Consider the following 14,111-nt stretch of genomic DNA (forward strand, 5'->3'; position numbering starts at 1 on the left):
CCCCGGTGGTCCTCCTGAACCGCGCGGTGGCCGTGGGCGAAGCCGACGGCCCCCAAGCCGGCCTGAAAGCCCTCTCCCCCCCCGCCCCCCCCCCCCCCCGCCACACCGCCGCCTCCGCCTACCTCCACGAACGCGCGGGCGACCTCGACCTGGCGGCCAGGCTCTACGCCGAAGCAGCCCACCAGGCGACCAACATCCCGGAACGCAACCACCTGACCCGCCAGGCGGCACGACTGAACGCCCGCGAACGGGACTGACAACGACCGTCCACCACCCGCTCCACGCCAGAACAGGACCACGCGTCCACAACGCGGAGAACCGCCGCACTTCCCGGATGTCGGAGTGGACGGCGTGCTCACGGTGCGGCGGAGCCCCGGTCCCGAAGGGGCGGACATCGCACCCGAGGCGGCCTTGCGCTGGCCGCCGTGCGAGTGCGGCAGCCCGAGGTGTCCCGATGACAAGGCGCTGCCGGGCGGGACGACAGCGGGGCTGAGCGGCAAGGTCGCCGAGGCCAACGCGAGGAGCCGCAGGGGCGGGTTGTGATCACGCTGCCCCGGCCGACCGGGTGTTCATGGACGAGGGGGCCGGAAAACAGAAGAACCCCAGATCGACTGGGGTTCCCGCTGGTGTCCGAGGGGGGACTTGAACCCCCACGCCCGATAAAGGGCACTAGCACCTCAAGCTAGCGCGTCTGCCATTCCGCCACCCGGACCGGTGGTGTCGGCTCGCGGGGTGTTGTCCCTGCGGCGACGTGGACAACCATACCAAGGTTTCGGAGTGCGTTTCACCTGCGTACAGGGGGTGGGGGCCCGCCGGGAGGGGTGGGCGGCGAGCCCCGACCACGGAGGGCTACGGGGCGCTCACCACGGGCTTGTCGGAGCCTCGGGGAGGTGTTCGCCAGGGGGCGGTGATGGCGACGCAGACCCGGCGTACCGCGGGCATGTAGGCGGTCGAGGCGTTTGGGGACGGCGGCGACGAAGGTGTTCCTCGTTCAAGTGGTCCCGGATCCCCAAGGTGCTCAGGCCCTCCTGATCCAGGGTGTGCCGCCCGCTGGACAGAGGGACCGTGTGCCCCTCGTGGGCGGCCGGGTGCGGGTCGGGGGCGGACACGCACGGGCGCTCGGAACCACGGTCCATGACCGGTGCTCCGGGCGCCCGTGCCGACGGGTGTCAGCCCGTGAACAACTGGGTTGCCTTCTGGACGAGTTGGTACACGCCGTAGACCAGGGGGGCTCCCACCCACACCCAGGAGAGGACGATCAGACCTCGGCGGTCAGGCGGGCTGCTGTCGCTGGGCATCGGCGGCCTCCCTCGGGGCAGGGACGTGGTGATGGCGGGCGTTGACGGGGCGGACGAACTCGTTGGCTATGAAGCCGACGACGAGCAGGCCGATCATGATGGAGAAGGACAGGGTGTACAGCGACGAGCCGTGTTTGCCCGCCGACTCCTGCCGGTCGGCTATCCAGTTGACGATGAGCGGGCCGAGCACCCCGGCGGTGGACCAGGCGGTCAGCAGCCGACCGTGGATGGCGCCGACCTGGTAGGTGCCGAACAGGTCCTTCAGATAGGCGGGGATGGTGGCGAAACCGCCGCCGTAGAAGGAGAGGATGACCAGCGCGCAGAGCACGAACAGGGGCTTGGCGGTGTCTCCGAACAGGGCGATCAGCAGGTACATCAGGGCGCCGACGCCGAGGTAGACGCGGTAGATGTTCTTGCGGCCGATGAGGTCGGAGGCGGACGACCAGCCGATCCGGCCCGCCATGTTGGCGGCGGAGAGCAGCGCGACGAACCCGGCGGCGGCCGAGACCGAGACGGGCGTCGAGGTGTCCGCGAAGAAGTCCGTGATCATCGGGGCGGCCTTCTCCAGGATGCCGATGCCCGCGGTGACGTTCATGCAGAGCACGATCCACAGGCACCAGAACTGCGGGGTGCGTACCGCGCTGCGCGCCGAGACCTGCACCCCCTCGAAGGCGCTCGGCGCGTCCGCGACCGGCTTCGCGGTGCGCGGCACCCGGACCAGGAACACACCGAGCGACATGAACACCGCGTAGGCGAGGCCGTGCACGAGGAAGGCGAGCGCGATCCCGCTGTGCCCGGTGCCGAAGGAGTCGAGCATCTGCGCCGACCAGGGCGAGGCGATCAGCGCGCCGCCACCGAAGCCCATGATGGCGATGCCGGTGGCCATGCCGGGACGGTCCGGGAACCACTTGATGAGGGTGGACACCGGGGAGATGTAGCCGATGCCGAGGCCGATGCCGCCGACGAAGCCGTAGCCGAGGACGATCAGCCAGAACTGCTGGGTCTGGGCGCCGAGCGCGGAGATCAGGAAGCCGGACGAGAAGCAGATCAGGGCGACGGTCATCGCCCAGCGCGGCCCGTTGCGTTCCACGAAGGTGCCGCCGAACGCGGCGGACAGGCCGAGCATCACGATGGCGAGCTGGAAGGGCAACGCGCTCTGCGTGCCGTCGAGATGGAGCGCGGACTCCAGCGGCGGCTTGAACACGCTCCAGGCGTAGGCCTGACCGATGGACAGATGGACGGAGAGCGCGGCCGGCGGCACGAGCCAGCGGCTCCAGCCGGGGGGTGCGACAGGGGGACTGCTCATGGGGCGGGAGGGTAGGACGCGGCCCGGCGAAAGAGAAGGTGCGCGGCAGACCGTATGCGACGAACGGTAGGCCGAAAGCGGCCAACGGTCGGAGCCCGGACCCCGCCGACTCCCGCTCCCCTCGGTACGCGCCGGTGGAGGCGATCGGCGTCGCGTGGTACCCCCGGTTGGAGGCGGAGGCGGACAGCGAGCTGCACCTCCGCGACTACGCCAAGCGCGTCCCCCGCCTCGCCGCGAGCGGCCGGTGCTCTGTCCTTCAGGAGCGTGTTCGCCACGCGTGCGGCCGGGACCCGGGCGGAGTCCCGGCGGACGGAGACGACCCCGGTGTGCGCATACTGCGGTGTGGGCCGCTCGCTCTCGCTCCCCGTGCAGGACAATGAGAACGTGAAGGTCACCTCGCCGCACGACGGCCGGGTGACTCACGGCAATCTCCGCATCAAGGGCCGTTTCGGCCACCAGCACGTACAGAACCGGGGCTGATCAGATCATGGGACGCGTCACGGAACGTCGGAAGGTCCTCCGGATTCGGGAGGGCGCGCTCAGCACCCGCCCGGACACCCTGGTGGCCGAGGAGCCACTGGAGATCCGGCTCAACGGGAAACCCCTGGCGATCACCATGCGCACGCCGGGCGACGACTTCGCGCTGGCGGCGGGGTTCCTGGTGAGCGAGGGCGTGCTGGCGAAGGCGTCCGATCTGCAGAACATCGTGTACTGCGCGGGTGCGACGGTGGACGGCTCGAACACGTACAACATCGTGGACGTGAAGACCGGCCCCGGTGTGGAGCTGCCCGACTTCACGCTGGAGCGGAACGTGTACACCTCGTCGTCGTGCGGGCTGTGCGGCAAGGCCAGCCTGGACGCGGTGCGCACCACGGCCCGCTGGCCGATCGCGGACAACCCCCCGGTCCGGGTCTCCCCCGAGCTGCTGGCCGAGCTGCCGGACCGGCTGCGGGAGGCGCAGCGGGTGTTCGACCGGACCGGCGGCCTGCACGCGGCGGCGCTGTTCACCGAGGACGGCGAGCTGCTGGACATCCGGGAGGACGTGGGGCGGCACAACGCGGTGGACAAGCTGGTCGGCCGCGCGCTCCAGGACGACCGGCTGCCGTTGTCGCGGGTGATCCTGCTGGTGTCGGGCCGGGCGTCGTTCGAGCTGGCGCAGAAGGCCGTGATGGCCGGGATCCCGGTGCTGGCGGCGGTGTCGGCGCCGTCATCGCTCGCGGTGGACCTGGCGGCCGAGACCGGGCTGACGCTGGTGGGTTTCCTGCGCGGCAGCTCGATGAACGTGTACGCGGGCGAGGACCGCATGGCCCTGCGGCCGGCCCCCGCTCAGGGCTGACGCCCCCGCCGTCCGGGCCGCCGCCACCAGCCGCGACGGCGGCCGGTACGACCGCTCGGCGGCGCGGGGCGGTCGGCTCGGTACGACGGGTCAGCGCGCGGCGAACCGTACGTCGGCGGCGCTGACGACCGTGCCGAGGCGCGGGAAGTCGAGGCGGACGGACGCGTCGTGCTCAGCGTGGGTGAGGGCCGCCATCGCGTCCTCGACGAAGACGAGGTCGTAGCCGAGGTCGTCGGCGGCGCGGGCGGTGGACTCCACGCCCAGGTTGGTGGCGATACCGCCGAACACCAGGGTGCGGATGGAGCGGGCCCGCAGCAGCTCGTCCAGGCCGGTGCCCTGGAAGCCGCCGATGGTCTGCTTGACGATCTCGGCGTCCCCGTCCCGGAGCAGCCCGGCCACCAGCCCGCTGCCGGGCGGCTGCTCGGGCGCGCCGCGCCGTTCGACGCGGATCAGGACGACGAGGGCGCCCGCGGCGCGGAAGGCGGTGGCCAGGTCCTCGGCGGCGGCCAGCACATCGGTGCCCTTGCGGGGTTCGAGGGGCAGCGCGACGACGCGGTCCATCAGATCGACGAGGACGAGGGCGGTGCGCTGCGGATCGAGCACGGGAGCTGCGGTCATGACGGAACGTTAGCCTTCGCCAGCCGTCCGTGCCGGAAATCCGGATCAACAGGCCTGTGAACTGCTCACGTTCGACGGGGTCGCGGGTGGCACCGGGGCCGTGCCGGAAGCCTCGGCCTCCGCCGCCGCGAGCGCCACCGCCTCGGGGTCGCGGGAGCGGCGCTTGGCGAGCACCGCGCAGACCATGAGCTGCATCTGGTGGAACAGCATCAGCGGCAGCACGGCCAGCGAGGCGTGCGCGCCGAACAGGACGCTCGCCATCGGCAGCCCGGAGGCGAGGGACTTCTTGGACCCGGCGAACTGGATGGCGATGCGGTCGCCCCGGTCGAACCCGGCCGCCCGTCCGCCGTACCAGGTGACGGCGAGCATCACGGCCAGCAGCACCGCCTCCACGACCAGCAGTCCGCCGAGGCGGGGCAGGCTGATCTGGCCCCAGATGCCCTGCGCCATGCCCTCGCTGAACGCGGTGTAGACGACGAGCAGGATCGAGCCTCGGTCCACCAGGCCGAGCACCTTCTTGTGCCGGGTGAGGAAGCCGCCGACCCAGCGGCGCAGCAGTTGCCCGGCGAGGAACGGCGCCAGCAGCTGGAGCACGATCTTCACGAAGGAGTCGCCGGAGAAGCCGCCCCCGTCGTTGCCGAGCAGCGCGGCGGCGAGCAGCGGGGTCAGCACGATGCCGATGATCGAGGAGAACGACCCGGCGCAGATCGCGGCGGGCACGTTGCCGCGCGCGATCGAGGTGAACGCGATGGAGGACTGGATGGTGGACGGCACCAGGGTCAGGAACAGCAGGCCCTGGTAGAGCGGCTGGTCCAGCAGGACCGGGACCAGTCCGCGCGCGGCCAGTCCGAGCACCGGGAAGAGGACGAAGGTGCTGGCCAGCACGGTGATGTGGAGCCGCCAGTGGCGCAGCCCGTCCATCGCCTCGCGGGTGGAGAGCCGGGCGCCGTAGAGGAAGAAGAGGAAGGCGATGGCGGCCGTGGACGCACCGGAGGCGACGGAGGCGCCCGCACCGCGGGCCGGGAGCAGCGCGGCGAGGCCGACCGTGGCGAGCAGCAGCACGATGTAGGGGTCGATCGGCATCCAGCTCGGCCAGCGCAGGCGTTTCACAGGGCTCCAGTCACGGTGCGTTCGGTACGGGCGGCGCGCGCGGCACCGGCCGGAGCCCGTAGGGCCCCGCTCCATGATCCTCCCGCCGACCTTGATCGGGAATCCCGTACACCCTTCTGACTGTCATCACGGTTCATGATGACCGGTTAGGCTGGACGGGTGTACGACCCCACCCATCTGCGCACGTTCCTGGCGGTGGCGCAGACGCTGAGCTTCACCCAGGCCGCCGACCGGCTGGGGCTGCGCCAGTCCACGGTCAGCCAGCATGTGCGGCGGCTGGAGGGGGCGACCGGACGACCGCTGTTCACGCGTGACACGCACTCGGTGGAGCTGACCGAGGACGGCGAGGCCATGCTCGGTTTCGCACGGCGCCTGCTGGACGTGCACGAGCAGGCGGCGGCGTTCTTCACCGGCACCCGGGTGCGCGGGCGGCTGCGGTTCGGGGCGTCGGAGGACTTCGTGCTGACCCGGCTGCCGGAGATCCTGGAGCGCTTCCGGCACGACCACCCCGGAGTCGATCTGGAGCTGACGGTGGAGCTGTCCGGCACCCTGCACGAGCGGCTGGCCGCCGGGAAGCTGGATCTCGTCCTGGCCAAGCGGCGCCCCGAGGACCGGTCCGGCGAGTTGGTCTGGCGGGACGACCTGGTGTGGATCGGCTCCGCGCACCTGCGGCTCGACCCGGCCCGCCCGGTCCCCCTGATCGTGTATCCGGCACCGGGCCTCACCCGCGCCCGCGCCCTGGAGGCGCTGGAGGGACAGGGCCGCGAGTGGCGCGTGGTCTGCACCAGCGGCAGCCTCAACGGCCTCGTCGCCGCCGCCCGTGCCGGACTCGGGGTGATGGCCCACGCCCGCCGCCTGATCCCACCGGGCCTGGTCCGGGTCCCGGAGCGGGCGGGGCTGCCGGAGGTCGGCAAGGTGGACTTCGTCGTCGTACGCGGACGCCCCGGCGCGGCGGACGGAGCGGCCGACGCCCTGGCGGCGGCCATCCTCTCCGGCGCGGACCGCCTGCACAGAGATCGCCGCACACCCCACTGACGCGACGGAACACTCCCCCCGGGGAAGATGCGCGTGACCGGCCGCAGCGCACCCGCACCCGCACCCGCACCCGGCGACCGACCGAAGCCGCCGAACCCGCCGAACCCGCGGAGCCGCGGGCAGGGCCGGTAAGCGGGCCGTACAGATTCAGTGGAGATCGACGCCTGCCGTCACACCACCCACGCACCCCCGTGTCCGACCCTTCCCCATGTGCACGCATTTTCCGGCGCCCACCGGTACGGAAGCGTGCGATTTGCCAGGCTTCCACGCCTCCCGCGCCCGCCACGGGTGTGAGGTAGCTTTCACCGCGCTGTGTCGAGCATCACGGCGTGACCGAGGAGCGAGGGTTTGCGCGAATACACCACCCCTCCGTCGGCATCGGCGCCGCCCGCGGGCGGCCTGGCCGACGTCGTGTTCGAGTATGCGCGGACGGACCCGCACCACGTCGCGCTGGGCCGCAAGGACGACTCGGGCGAGTGGCGGGACGTGACGTCCGCCGAGTTCCGTGACGAGGTCCTGGCGCTGGCCAAGGGGCTGCTGGCACGCGGCGTCCAGTTCGGCGACCGGATCGCGGTGATGTCCCGCACCCGCTACGAGTGGACTCTGTTCGACTTCGCGCTGTGGACCATCGGCGCCCAGGTCGTGCCGGTCTATCCGACCTCCTCGGCCGAGCAGTGCTTCTGGATGCTGTACGACGCCGAGGTGACGGCGGCGGTCGTGGAGCACGAGGACCACGCGATGACCATCGCCACGGTCATCGGCCGTCTCCCCCGGCTGCGGGAGCTGTGGCAGCTGGACGAGGGCTGTGTGCAGGAGCTGTACGAGGCGGGCGCGCACCTGGACGACGAGGTGGTGCACCGGCACCGCCGGGCGGTGACCCCGGAGTCGGTCGCCACGGTGATCTACACCTCGGGCACCACCGGGCGCCCCAAGGGCTGTGTGATCTCGCACGGCAACTTCATGTTCGAGGCGGACACCGTGATCGAGCGGTGGGAGCCGGTGTTCCACTCCCGCCGGGGCGACGAGGCGTCCACCCTGCTGTTCCTACCGCTGGCGCACGTCTTCGGGCGGATGGTGCAGGTGGCGGCGATCCGGGGCCGGGTGCGGTTCGGCCACCAGCCGCAGATGCACGCGGCGGCCCTGCTGCCGGACCTGGCCGCGTTCCGGCCGACCTTCATCCTGGCCGTGCCGTACATCTTCGAGAAGGTGTTCAACGCGGCCCGGCGCAGGGCGGAGAAGGAGGGCAGGTCGGGGCCGTTCGAGAAGGCCGTGGACGTGGCCGTGCGGTACGCGGAGGCCGTGGAGGCGAAGGCGTGGGGCACCGGCCCGGGCCCGTCCGCGGCGCTGCGCATGCAGCACCAGTTCTTCGACGCCGTGGTCTACGGCAAGATCCGCGCGGCGATGGGCGGCCGTATCCGCAACGCCATGTCGGGCGGCTCGGGCATGGACCGGCGGCTCGGCCTGTTCTTCGCGGGCGCGGGCGTGCAGATCTACGAGGGGTACGGGCTGACCGAGTCCACGGCGGCGGCGACCGCCAACCCGCCGACCCGCACCCGGTACGGCACGGTCGGGCAGGCGGTGCCCGGTATGACCGTGCACATAGCGGACGACGGCGAGATCTGGCTGCGCGGCCCGAACGTCTTCCAGGGCTATCTGAACAACCAGAAGGCCACCGACGGCGCCCTGCACGACGGCTGGCTGGCCACCGGCGACCTGGGCGCGCTGGACGAGGACGGCTATCTGACCATCACCGGCCGCAAGAAGGAGATCCTGGTGACCTCCGGCGGCAAGAGCGTCTCGCCGGGGGTGCTGGAGGAGCGGGTGCGGGACCATCCGCTGGTCAACCAGTGCATCGTGGTCGGCAACGACCGGCCCTACGTGGCCGCGCTGGTCACCCTGGACCAAGAGGCCGTGGACCACTGGCTCCAGATGCGCGGCAAGCCCCGGCTGACCGCCGAACAGCTGGTGCGGGACACCGATCTGGAGACGGAGGTGCGGCGCGCGGTGGTGGCCGCCAACACGCTGGTCTCCCAGGCGGAGTCGATCCGTACCTTCCGGGTGCTGGCCCGGCCGTTCACCGAGGAGCACGGCCTGCTCACCCCGTCGCTGAAGCTGAAGCGCCGGGCGATCGAGAAGGCGTACGACGTGGAGGTGGACGCGCTGTACCGGGGCTGACCGGGAAGCGTGCCGGGGAATGCGGCGGGGCATCCGATCGTTGACCATGTGCAGTACCCACTCGTCCACGAACGAAGGATCAACGAGCTCGTGAGCAGCAAGGTCCCCCCGATCATCCTGAACAACGGCGTCGAGATGCCCCAACTGGGTTACGGCGTGTGGCAGGTGCCGGACGACGAGGCCGAGCGCGCCGTCGCCACCGCGCTGGAGGCCGGCTACCGCAGCATCGACACCGCCGCCATCTACGGCAACGAGGAGGGCACCGGCAAGGCCATCGCCGCCTCCGGACTGCCCCGTGAGGACGTCTTCGTCACCACCAAGCTCTGGAACAGCGACCAGGGGTACGACTCGACGCTCCGCGCGTTCGACACCTCGCTGGCCAAGCTGGGCCTGGACTACGTGGATCTCTACCTGATCCACTGGCCGCTCCCCTCGAAGGACCTGTACGTGGACACGTACAAGGCGTTCGAGAAGCTGTACTCCGACGGCCGGGTCAAGGCCATCGGTGTCTCCAACTTCCTGCCCGAGCACCTGCGGCGGCTCATCGGGGAGACCTCGGTCATCCCGGCGGTCAACCAGATCGAGCTGCACCCGCACCTCCAGCAGCACGTGTCCCGCGAGTTCCACGCGGAGCAGGGCATCGCCACCGAGGCGTGGTCGCCGCTGGGCCAGGGCAAGGGCCTGCTGGACGTACCCGCGATCGTCGCCATCGCGCAGAAGCACGGCCGCACCCCGGCCCAGGTGGTGCTGCGCTGGCACCTCCAGCTCGGCAACGTGGTGATCCCGAAGTCCGTGACGCCGTCGCGGATCAAGGAGAACATCGAGGTGTTCGACTTCAGCCTCGACGACGAGGACCTGGCCGCGATCAGCGCCCTCAACGAGGACCGCCGGATCGGCCCGGACCCGGCCGCCTTCGACATGTCCTGAAGCAGCGCTCCGAAGCCGTGCCCCGAAGCCGTGTCCTGACGCCACGCGCCGAGGCCACGTGCTGAATCCGTTCCCGGACGCGCGTCCGGGTGCGGTTTCCCGGCCGTCCGTTCCGCCGTACCGGCGGGGCGGGCGGCCGTTCGGCTGTTCCGGGGCGCCGGGCGGATTGGCGCGCGGGGGTTGACGGGGACATGCGGCAGGGGCCACCTTGTACGGCACCCGGTAAGGAAACTTTCCTAATAGAAGGGTCCCCCCACAGTGCGCTTACGGACACTGACCCTCGCCGCCGCCTCCGGGGCCGCTCTGCTCGCGGCCGGAGTGCTGCCCGCCCACGCCACCTCCCCCCACCGCACGCCCGCCTCCGCCCAGGAGGGCTCGGTCAGCGCCGCCGCCCTGCTGGCCAAGGTGACCTCCTGCCAGCAGATCTCCAACGGCCTGTACCGCACCGACGAGGAGACGGCGCCGTCCGTCCCGGTCTGCGGGAAGAACGGCGCGGTCTTCTGGAAGGCCGACATGGACATCGACTGCGACGGGCAGCGCACCGCCAACTGCAACGAGAGCCGCGACCCCTGGTACCAGGACGACACGGCGTTCCACCAGTCCGACGGGCGCCCGCTGAGCGCCGAGTCGCTGCCGTACGTGGTGGTCCCCAGCTCCAGTTCGATCTGGAACTACGCGGGGGCCGGCATCCGGGGCGGCGGGGTCGTCGCGGTGATCTACAACAACCAGGTGGAGTACGCCGTCGTCGGTGACACCGGCCCCACCGGCATCATCGGCGAGGCGTCCTACGCCACCGCGCGGGCCCTCGGCATCGACCCCGACCCGGCGACCGGCGGGGCCGAGTCGGGCGTGACGTACATCCTGTTCAAGAACTCCTCGGTCTCCCCCATCGAGAACCACGGCGCGGCCGTCTCGCAGGGCGACCAGCTCGCCCGGCAGTTCCTCGCCGCCAACTGACCCCCCTCCCCGGTCGTCACCCGACCGCACCGGCCCCGCTGCCCCGCCGACACGCGGCAGCGGGGCCGCTGTCGTGTCCGCCCGACCAGGTGGCCCCGGCGCCGGTCAGACGGGCCGTACGCCGGTGTGGACCGTGTGGGCGGCGAGGACGAAGACGTCGGGGCGGCGGTGGACGCCCGCCGGGTCGGCGGGGTCGAGGAGCCGGTCCAGGGTGGCCAGGTCGTCGGCGTCCAGGTCCTCGGCGGCGGTGTCGCGCAGCCGGGTCAGGGTGGTGGCGATGTGGGCGCGGGCGTGGTCGCTCACCGGGGCGGGCAGGTCCAGCAGGAAGGTGCGGCTGCGGGTGTGCCGCAGTCCGGCGGCGGTGAGCAGCGCGGGCCAGTCCTCGGTCACCGGGACCGAGCCGGGCAGCCCGGCCCGCATCCGCTCGAACCACTCCTGCTCCAGCGCGTCCAGCCGGGCCTGGAGACCGGGGCGTCCGAAGCCGAGGTCACGGGGCAGGAAGCGGGCGGGGAGTCCGCCCTCCAGAACCGCGAGGGTGCCGCCGGGCGCGAGCCGTTCCGCGAACGCGGTGAGCGCGGCCTGCTGGTCCCCGAGGTGGTGCACACTCCGGCTCGCCCACAGCAGGTCCGCCGGGTACGCCAGGGACTTCAGCACGTCGGGGAGATCACCGGTGAGCGTGTCGAAGCGGTCGGCGAGCCCCTGCCGGGCCGCCCGCTCCGCCGCCCGCTCCAGCAGCGGACCGGTGCCGTCCACGGCGACGACCCTCGCGCCGGGGAACGCCTCCGCGAACACGCACGCCACCACACCGGGACCGCTTCCCGCGTCCACGATCAGACCGGGCTCGGTCACCTCCTGCGCCAGCCAGGCCGTGACCCGCTCGTAGAGGGGCGCGAACAGTTCGGCCTGGGACTCCAGCATCGGGGCCATCTCGGACCAGTCGATGTCGTGCGCGTGCCCCTCGCCGTGCGCGTGCGTCCCGTGCGGGCGCGGGCGGTGACCGGCGTGGTCCGGGTGGTCGGGGTGGTGCTCGTCGTGCGCCATGAGGTCAGCCTCTCGTCGGTGTGCCGCCAGCGTGCGACGGCACACCGCGCGAGAGCCAGTCCTGTTGCCGGTACGGCAAACGGCCCGGCGGAAACAGCACGTGCAACCGGCACGGGCGGGCCCGGTCACCGGCGGGCCCGGTCACAGGCGGTCGGACGGGCACGGGTGGTCGGACGGACCCGGGGCGGGTCAGTTGCGCCCGGCCATCACGCCTCCGTCCACGTCCCACACCGCGCCGGTGACCCAGTCGGTGCGGTCGGACAGCAGGAAGGCGACGGTGGCGGCCACGTCGTCGGGGGTGCCGGTGCGGCCGAGGGGGTGGAAGGGGGCGAAGCCGTCGAGCGCGGATTCCAGGTCGGCCGCCGGGATGAACTCCTCGTAGATCGGGGTGCGGACGACGGCCGGGGCGACCGCGTTGACGCGGATGCCGTGCTGGGCGAGTTCCATCGCCAGGTGCTGGGTGAGGGAGTGCAGTCCGGCCTTGGCCATCGAGTACGCCGACGAGGGCGTGGCGGCGACGGCCTGGTGCGCCCACATGGAGCCGATGGTGACGACGGAGCCCTTCGCGCCACGGGCGATCACGTTGGCGGCGAAGGTCTGGGTGAGCAGGAAGAAGGCCCGGTTGAGGGCCTGGTAGCGGTCGTAGTCGGCCGCCGTGTGCTCCAGGAAGGGCTTCGGGGCGAAGACACCGGCGGCGTTGACGAGGAGGTCCGCGTCGGCGTGTTCCTCGGTGAGGAGGGCGCGCAGACGGTCAACGGCCTCCGGATCGGCCAGGTCCGCCGCCAGGCCGACGGCCGGGCCGTGCGGGGCGAGGGCCGCCGCCGCCTCCTCGGCACGCGCCCGCGTACGCCCGGTGACGACCGCGCCGCCCCCGGCGTCCAGTAGGTGCCGGGCCACGGCGTGGCCGATGCCGCTGGTACCGCCGATGACGACGACCTTCCGCCCGCTGAGGTCGAGAGCGGGGCTGGGGCTGGGGCCGGACATGGTGTGCTCCTGTTCCGCCGATGGCTCACCCGGACACCGGGTGACAACGGAAGGGCACACGTGACGGCGGCGCCCCGGGGTTCAGGCGCTCGCTCCCCCGTCCGCCCCGTCAGCCGTCGCCCTTGCGGAACGCCCGGAGCCGGAACACCGGGTCGGCACGCGGGCGGTCCTGGTCCGGGAGTGCGGCGAGGCGGGCGGCGAACTCCTCGGTGCGCGCCTCACCGGGCGGGAGCAGGGTGAACCAGCCCCGGTTCAGGTCGGCGACGGTGCTGCGGGGACTGCGGCCCTGAACTCGGCCCGTCCGGTGAGGGTGAGGCCCTGTTCGGCGGCGAGGGCGGTGACGGCCCCGGCGTCGTCCGGGGCGGTCCGGCGGGGGCGGGGCAGCAGCACGGTGTCGATGTCGCTGCCGACGTCGTGCGCGGCGGACTTGTCCACGGTGACGACCAGGGTGCCGCCGGGCCGCAGCACCCGCGCGCACTCCGCGAGGACGGCACGGACCCCGGCCGGGCGGGGCAACAGATGCAGCAGCCAGACACCGGTGACGGCGTCGAACGTCCGGTCGGGGAACGGGAGTCGGCGGCTGTCCGCGAGCAGCACGGCACCGGGCAGCCGGGCGGCGGCGCGGGCCGCCATGCCGGTGGAGCGGTCCACCCCGGTCACCCGCAGCGCGGGCAGCGCCCCGGCGAGCAGGCGGGTGACGATGCCGGTGCCGCAGCCGGTGTCCAGCAGTCGGCCGGGGCGGTCGGCCGGGGCGTGCACGGCCGGCAGCAGACCCAGGACGGCGTCGGCAGCCGCCCGCGCCCGCGCCGCGCCGCCGCGCAGGGTGTCGTAGGCGTCGGCTTCCTTGTCGTAGTCCAGCACGCTCTCAGTGTGGCAAGTGGGCGGGGGCGATGTCCGCCACTCGGCGTGCGAGGGCGAAGTCCCGTGCGGTGAGGGCGCCGCCCGCGCTGTGCGTGTGCACAGAGAGGCGGACGGTGTCGTAGCTGAGGGTCAGGTCGCCGTGGTGGTCCAACTCGTCCTGGATGACGGCGACATGGGCGACCAGGGCAGCGGCCGCCCGGTGCGAGGCCGCCCGGTAGGCGCGGGTCAGGCGGCCCTCCTCCACGGTCCAGCCGGGCAGCGCGGCAAGCAGGTCCGCGATCTCCTCCGGGGCGAGCGGTGCGTCGGCCATGACGGTTCCTGCCTCTCCTCACACGTCCTCGCGTCGCAGGTCCTCGCGTCACACACACGTCCTCGCGCGCGAGGGGTGCGCCGGTGCGGGGTCGCGTACGCGGGGTCCTCGTGCGCCGGGTACCCCCGTCCCAGCCTCCCACGGTCGGGTGAA

General features: G+C 72.4%; 12 protein-coding genes, 1 tRNA gene and 3 pseudogenes. 7 read left to right on the top strand and 9 right to left on the bottom strand.

The window, feature by feature from the left end:
- Positions 1 to 257 (top strand): annotated as a pseudogene (locus KUM39_RS14020) (RNA polymerase subunit sigma-24); the annotation flags it as partial.
- A 367-nt stretch (positions 258 to 624) separates the two neighbouring features.
- Here the strand turns inward: KUM39_RS14020 and KUM39_RS14025 are convergent.
- The 3 genes from KUM39_RS14025 to KUM39_RS14030 all read right to left on the bottom strand — a co-directional run bounded on the left by KUM39_RS14025 (position 625) and on the right by KUM39_RS14030 (position 2,604).
- Positions 625 to 712: transfer RNA gene (locus KUM39_RS14025), tRNA-Leu, on the bottom strand.
- Between the two features lie 457 nt (positions 713 to 1,169).
- A complete protein-coding gene (locus tag KUM39_RS28570) occupies positions 1,170 to 1,298 on the bottom strand; it encodes an MFS transporter small subunit (protein ID WP_281425702.1) in 129 nt (42 codons plus the stop codon).
- Positions 1,273 to 2,604 (bottom strand): OFA family MFS transporter, encoded by a 1,332-nt coding sequence (locus KUM39_RS14030; RefSeq protein WP_217785934.1) that lies wholly within the window; start codon positions 2,602 to 2,604, stop codon positions 1,273 to 1,275. Before KUM39_RS14030 ends, KUM39_RS28570 begins: the two co-directional genes overlap by 26 nt.
- A gap of 243 nt (positions 2,605 to 2,847) precedes the next feature.
- Here KUM39_RS14030 and KUM39_RS28175 point away from each other — a divergent pair.
- Together KUM39_RS28175 and fdhD are read left to right on the top strand one after the other, a co-directional pair.
- Positions 2,848 to 3,084 (top strand): annotated as a pseudogene (locus tag KUM39_RS28175) (2Fe-2S iron-sulfur cluster-binding protein); the annotation flags it as partial.
- A gap of 7 nt (positions 3,085 to 3,091) precedes the next feature.
- Positions 3,092 to 3,940: a formate dehydrogenase accessory sulfurtransferase FdhD gene (fdhD, locus tag KUM39_RS14040; RefSeq protein ID WP_217785936.1), complete on the top strand. Its 849-nt coding sequence runs from the start codon at positions 3,092 to 3,094 to the stop codon at positions 3,938 to 3,940.
- A gap of 90 nt (positions 3,941 to 4,030) precedes the next feature.
- On the opposite strand, the gene KUM39_RS14045 is transcribed toward fdhD, so the two are convergent.
- Together KUM39_RS14045 and KUM39_RS14050 are read right to left on the bottom strand one after the other, a co-directional pair.
- On the bottom strand, positions 4,031 to 4,558 hold the full coding sequence (locus KUM39_RS14045) for an isochorismatase family protein (protein ID WP_217785937.1): 528 nt from the start codon (positions 4,556 to 4,558) through the stop codon (positions 4,031 to 4,033).
- A gap of 45 nt (positions 4,559 to 4,603) precedes the next feature.
- Positions 4,604 to 5,641: a bile acid:sodium symporter family protein gene (locus KUM39_RS14050; protein WP_217786013.1), complete on the bottom strand. Its 1,038-nt coding sequence runs from the start codon at positions 5,639 to 5,641 to the stop codon at positions 4,604 to 4,606.
- Positions 5,642 to 5,827: 186 nt separating this feature from the next.
- Here KUM39_RS14050 and KUM39_RS14055 point away from each other — a divergent pair, with 186 nt between their 5' ends.
- The 4 genes from KUM39_RS14055 (at position 5,828) to KUM39_RS14070 (ending at position 10,762) form a co-directional block, all read left to right on the top strand.
- A complete protein-coding gene (locus KUM39_RS14055) occupies positions 5,828 to 6,703 on the top strand; it encodes a LysR substrate-binding domain-containing protein (RefSeq protein ID WP_217785938.1) in 876 nt (291 codons plus the stop codon).
- A 348-nt stretch (positions 6,704 to 7,051) separates the two neighbouring features.
- Complete coding sequence (locus tag KUM39_RS14060; RefSeq protein WP_217785939.1) at positions 7,052 to 8,878, top strand: AMP-dependent synthetase/ligase; 1,827 nt, start codon at positions 7,052 to 7,054, stop codon at positions 8,876 to 8,878.
- 90 nt (positions 8,879 to 8,968) lie between these two features.
- Entirely contained in the window at positions 8,969 to 9,805 is an 837-nt protein-coding gene (locus tag KUM39_RS14065; protein ID WP_308288126.1) for an aldo/keto reductase, read from the top strand.
- Between the two features lie 258 nt (positions 9,806 to 10,063).
- On the top strand, positions 10,064 to 10,762 hold the full coding sequence (locus KUM39_RS14070) for a glycoside hydrolase family 75 protein (protein WP_217785940.1): 699 nt from the start codon (positions 10,064 to 10,066) through the stop codon (positions 10,760 to 10,762).
- 105 nt (positions 10,763 to 10,867) lie between these two features.
- On the opposite strand, the gene KUM39_RS14075 is transcribed toward KUM39_RS14070, so the two are convergent.
- The 4 genes and pseudogenes from KUM39_RS14075 to KUM39_RS14090 all read right to left on the bottom strand — a co-directional run bounded on the left by KUM39_RS14075 (position 10,868) and on the right by KUM39_RS14090 (position 13,958).
- Positions 10,868 to 11,803: a class I SAM-dependent methyltransferase gene (locus tag KUM39_RS14075; protein WP_217785941.1), complete on the bottom strand. Its 936-nt coding sequence runs from the start codon at positions 11,801 to 11,803 to the stop codon at positions 10,868 to 10,870.
- Between the two features lie 189 nt (positions 11,804 to 11,992).
- On the bottom strand, positions 11,993 to 12,787 hold the full coding sequence (locus KUM39_RS14080) for an SDR family NAD(P)-dependent oxidoreductase (protein WP_217785942.1): 795 nt from the start codon (positions 12,785 to 12,787) through the stop codon (positions 11,993 to 11,995).
- Positions 12,788 to 12,896: 109 nt separating this feature from the next.
- Positions 12,897 to 13,648: pseudogene (locus tag KUM39_RS14085) on the bottom strand (class I SAM-dependent methyltransferase).
- A 4-nt stretch (positions 13,649 to 13,652) separates the two neighbouring features.
- Complete coding sequence (locus KUM39_RS14090) at positions 13,653 to 13,958, bottom strand: 4a-hydroxytetrahydrobiopterin dehydratase (protein ID WP_217785943.1); 306 nt, start codon at positions 13,956 to 13,958, stop codon at positions 13,653 to 13,655.
- Positions 13,959 to 14,111: the final 153 nt, after the last annotated feature.

Origin of the sequence: Streptomyces corallincola, assembly GCF_019104725.1 — a bacterium.
GTDB lineage: Bacteria > Actinomycetota > Actinomycetes > Streptomycetales > Streptomycetaceae > Streptomyces > Streptomyces corallincola.

Excerpts from the sequence above, each read along its gene's own strand:
- KUM39_RS28570 (WP_281425702.1), bottom strand. The coding sequence starts at position 1,298 with ATGCCCAGCGACAGCAGCCCGCCTGACCGCCGAGGTCTGATCGTCCTC.
- KUM39_RS14080 (WP_217785942.1), bottom strand. The coding sequence starts at position 12,787 with ATGTCCGGCCCCAGCCCCAGCCCCGCTCTCGACCTCAGCGGGCGGAAG.
- KUM39_RS14030 (WP_217785934.1), bottom strand. The coding sequence starts at position 2,604 with ATGAGCAGTCCCCCTGTCGCACCCCCCGGCTGGAGCCGCTGGCTCGTG.
- KUM39_RS14045 (WP_217785937.1), bottom strand. The coding sequence starts at position 4,558 with ATGACCGCAGCTCCCGTGCTCGATCCGCAGCGCACCGCCCTCGTCCTC.
- KUM39_RS14090 (WP_217785943.1), bottom strand. The coding sequence starts at position 13,958 with ATGGCCGACGCACCGCTCGCCCCGGAGGAGATCGCGGACCTGCTTGCC.
- KUM39_RS14050 (WP_217786013.1), bottom strand. The coding sequence starts at position 5,641 with ATGCCGATCGACCCCTACATCGTGCTGCTGCTCGCCACGGTCGGCCTC.
- fdhD (WP_217785936.1), top strand. The coding sequence starts at position 3,092 with ATGGGACGCGTCACGGAACGTCGGAAGGTCCTCCGGATTCGGGAGGGC.
- KUM39_RS14075 (WP_217785941.1), bottom strand. The coding sequence starts at position 11,803 with ATGGCGCACGACGAGCACCACCCCGACCACCCGGACCACGCCGGTCAC.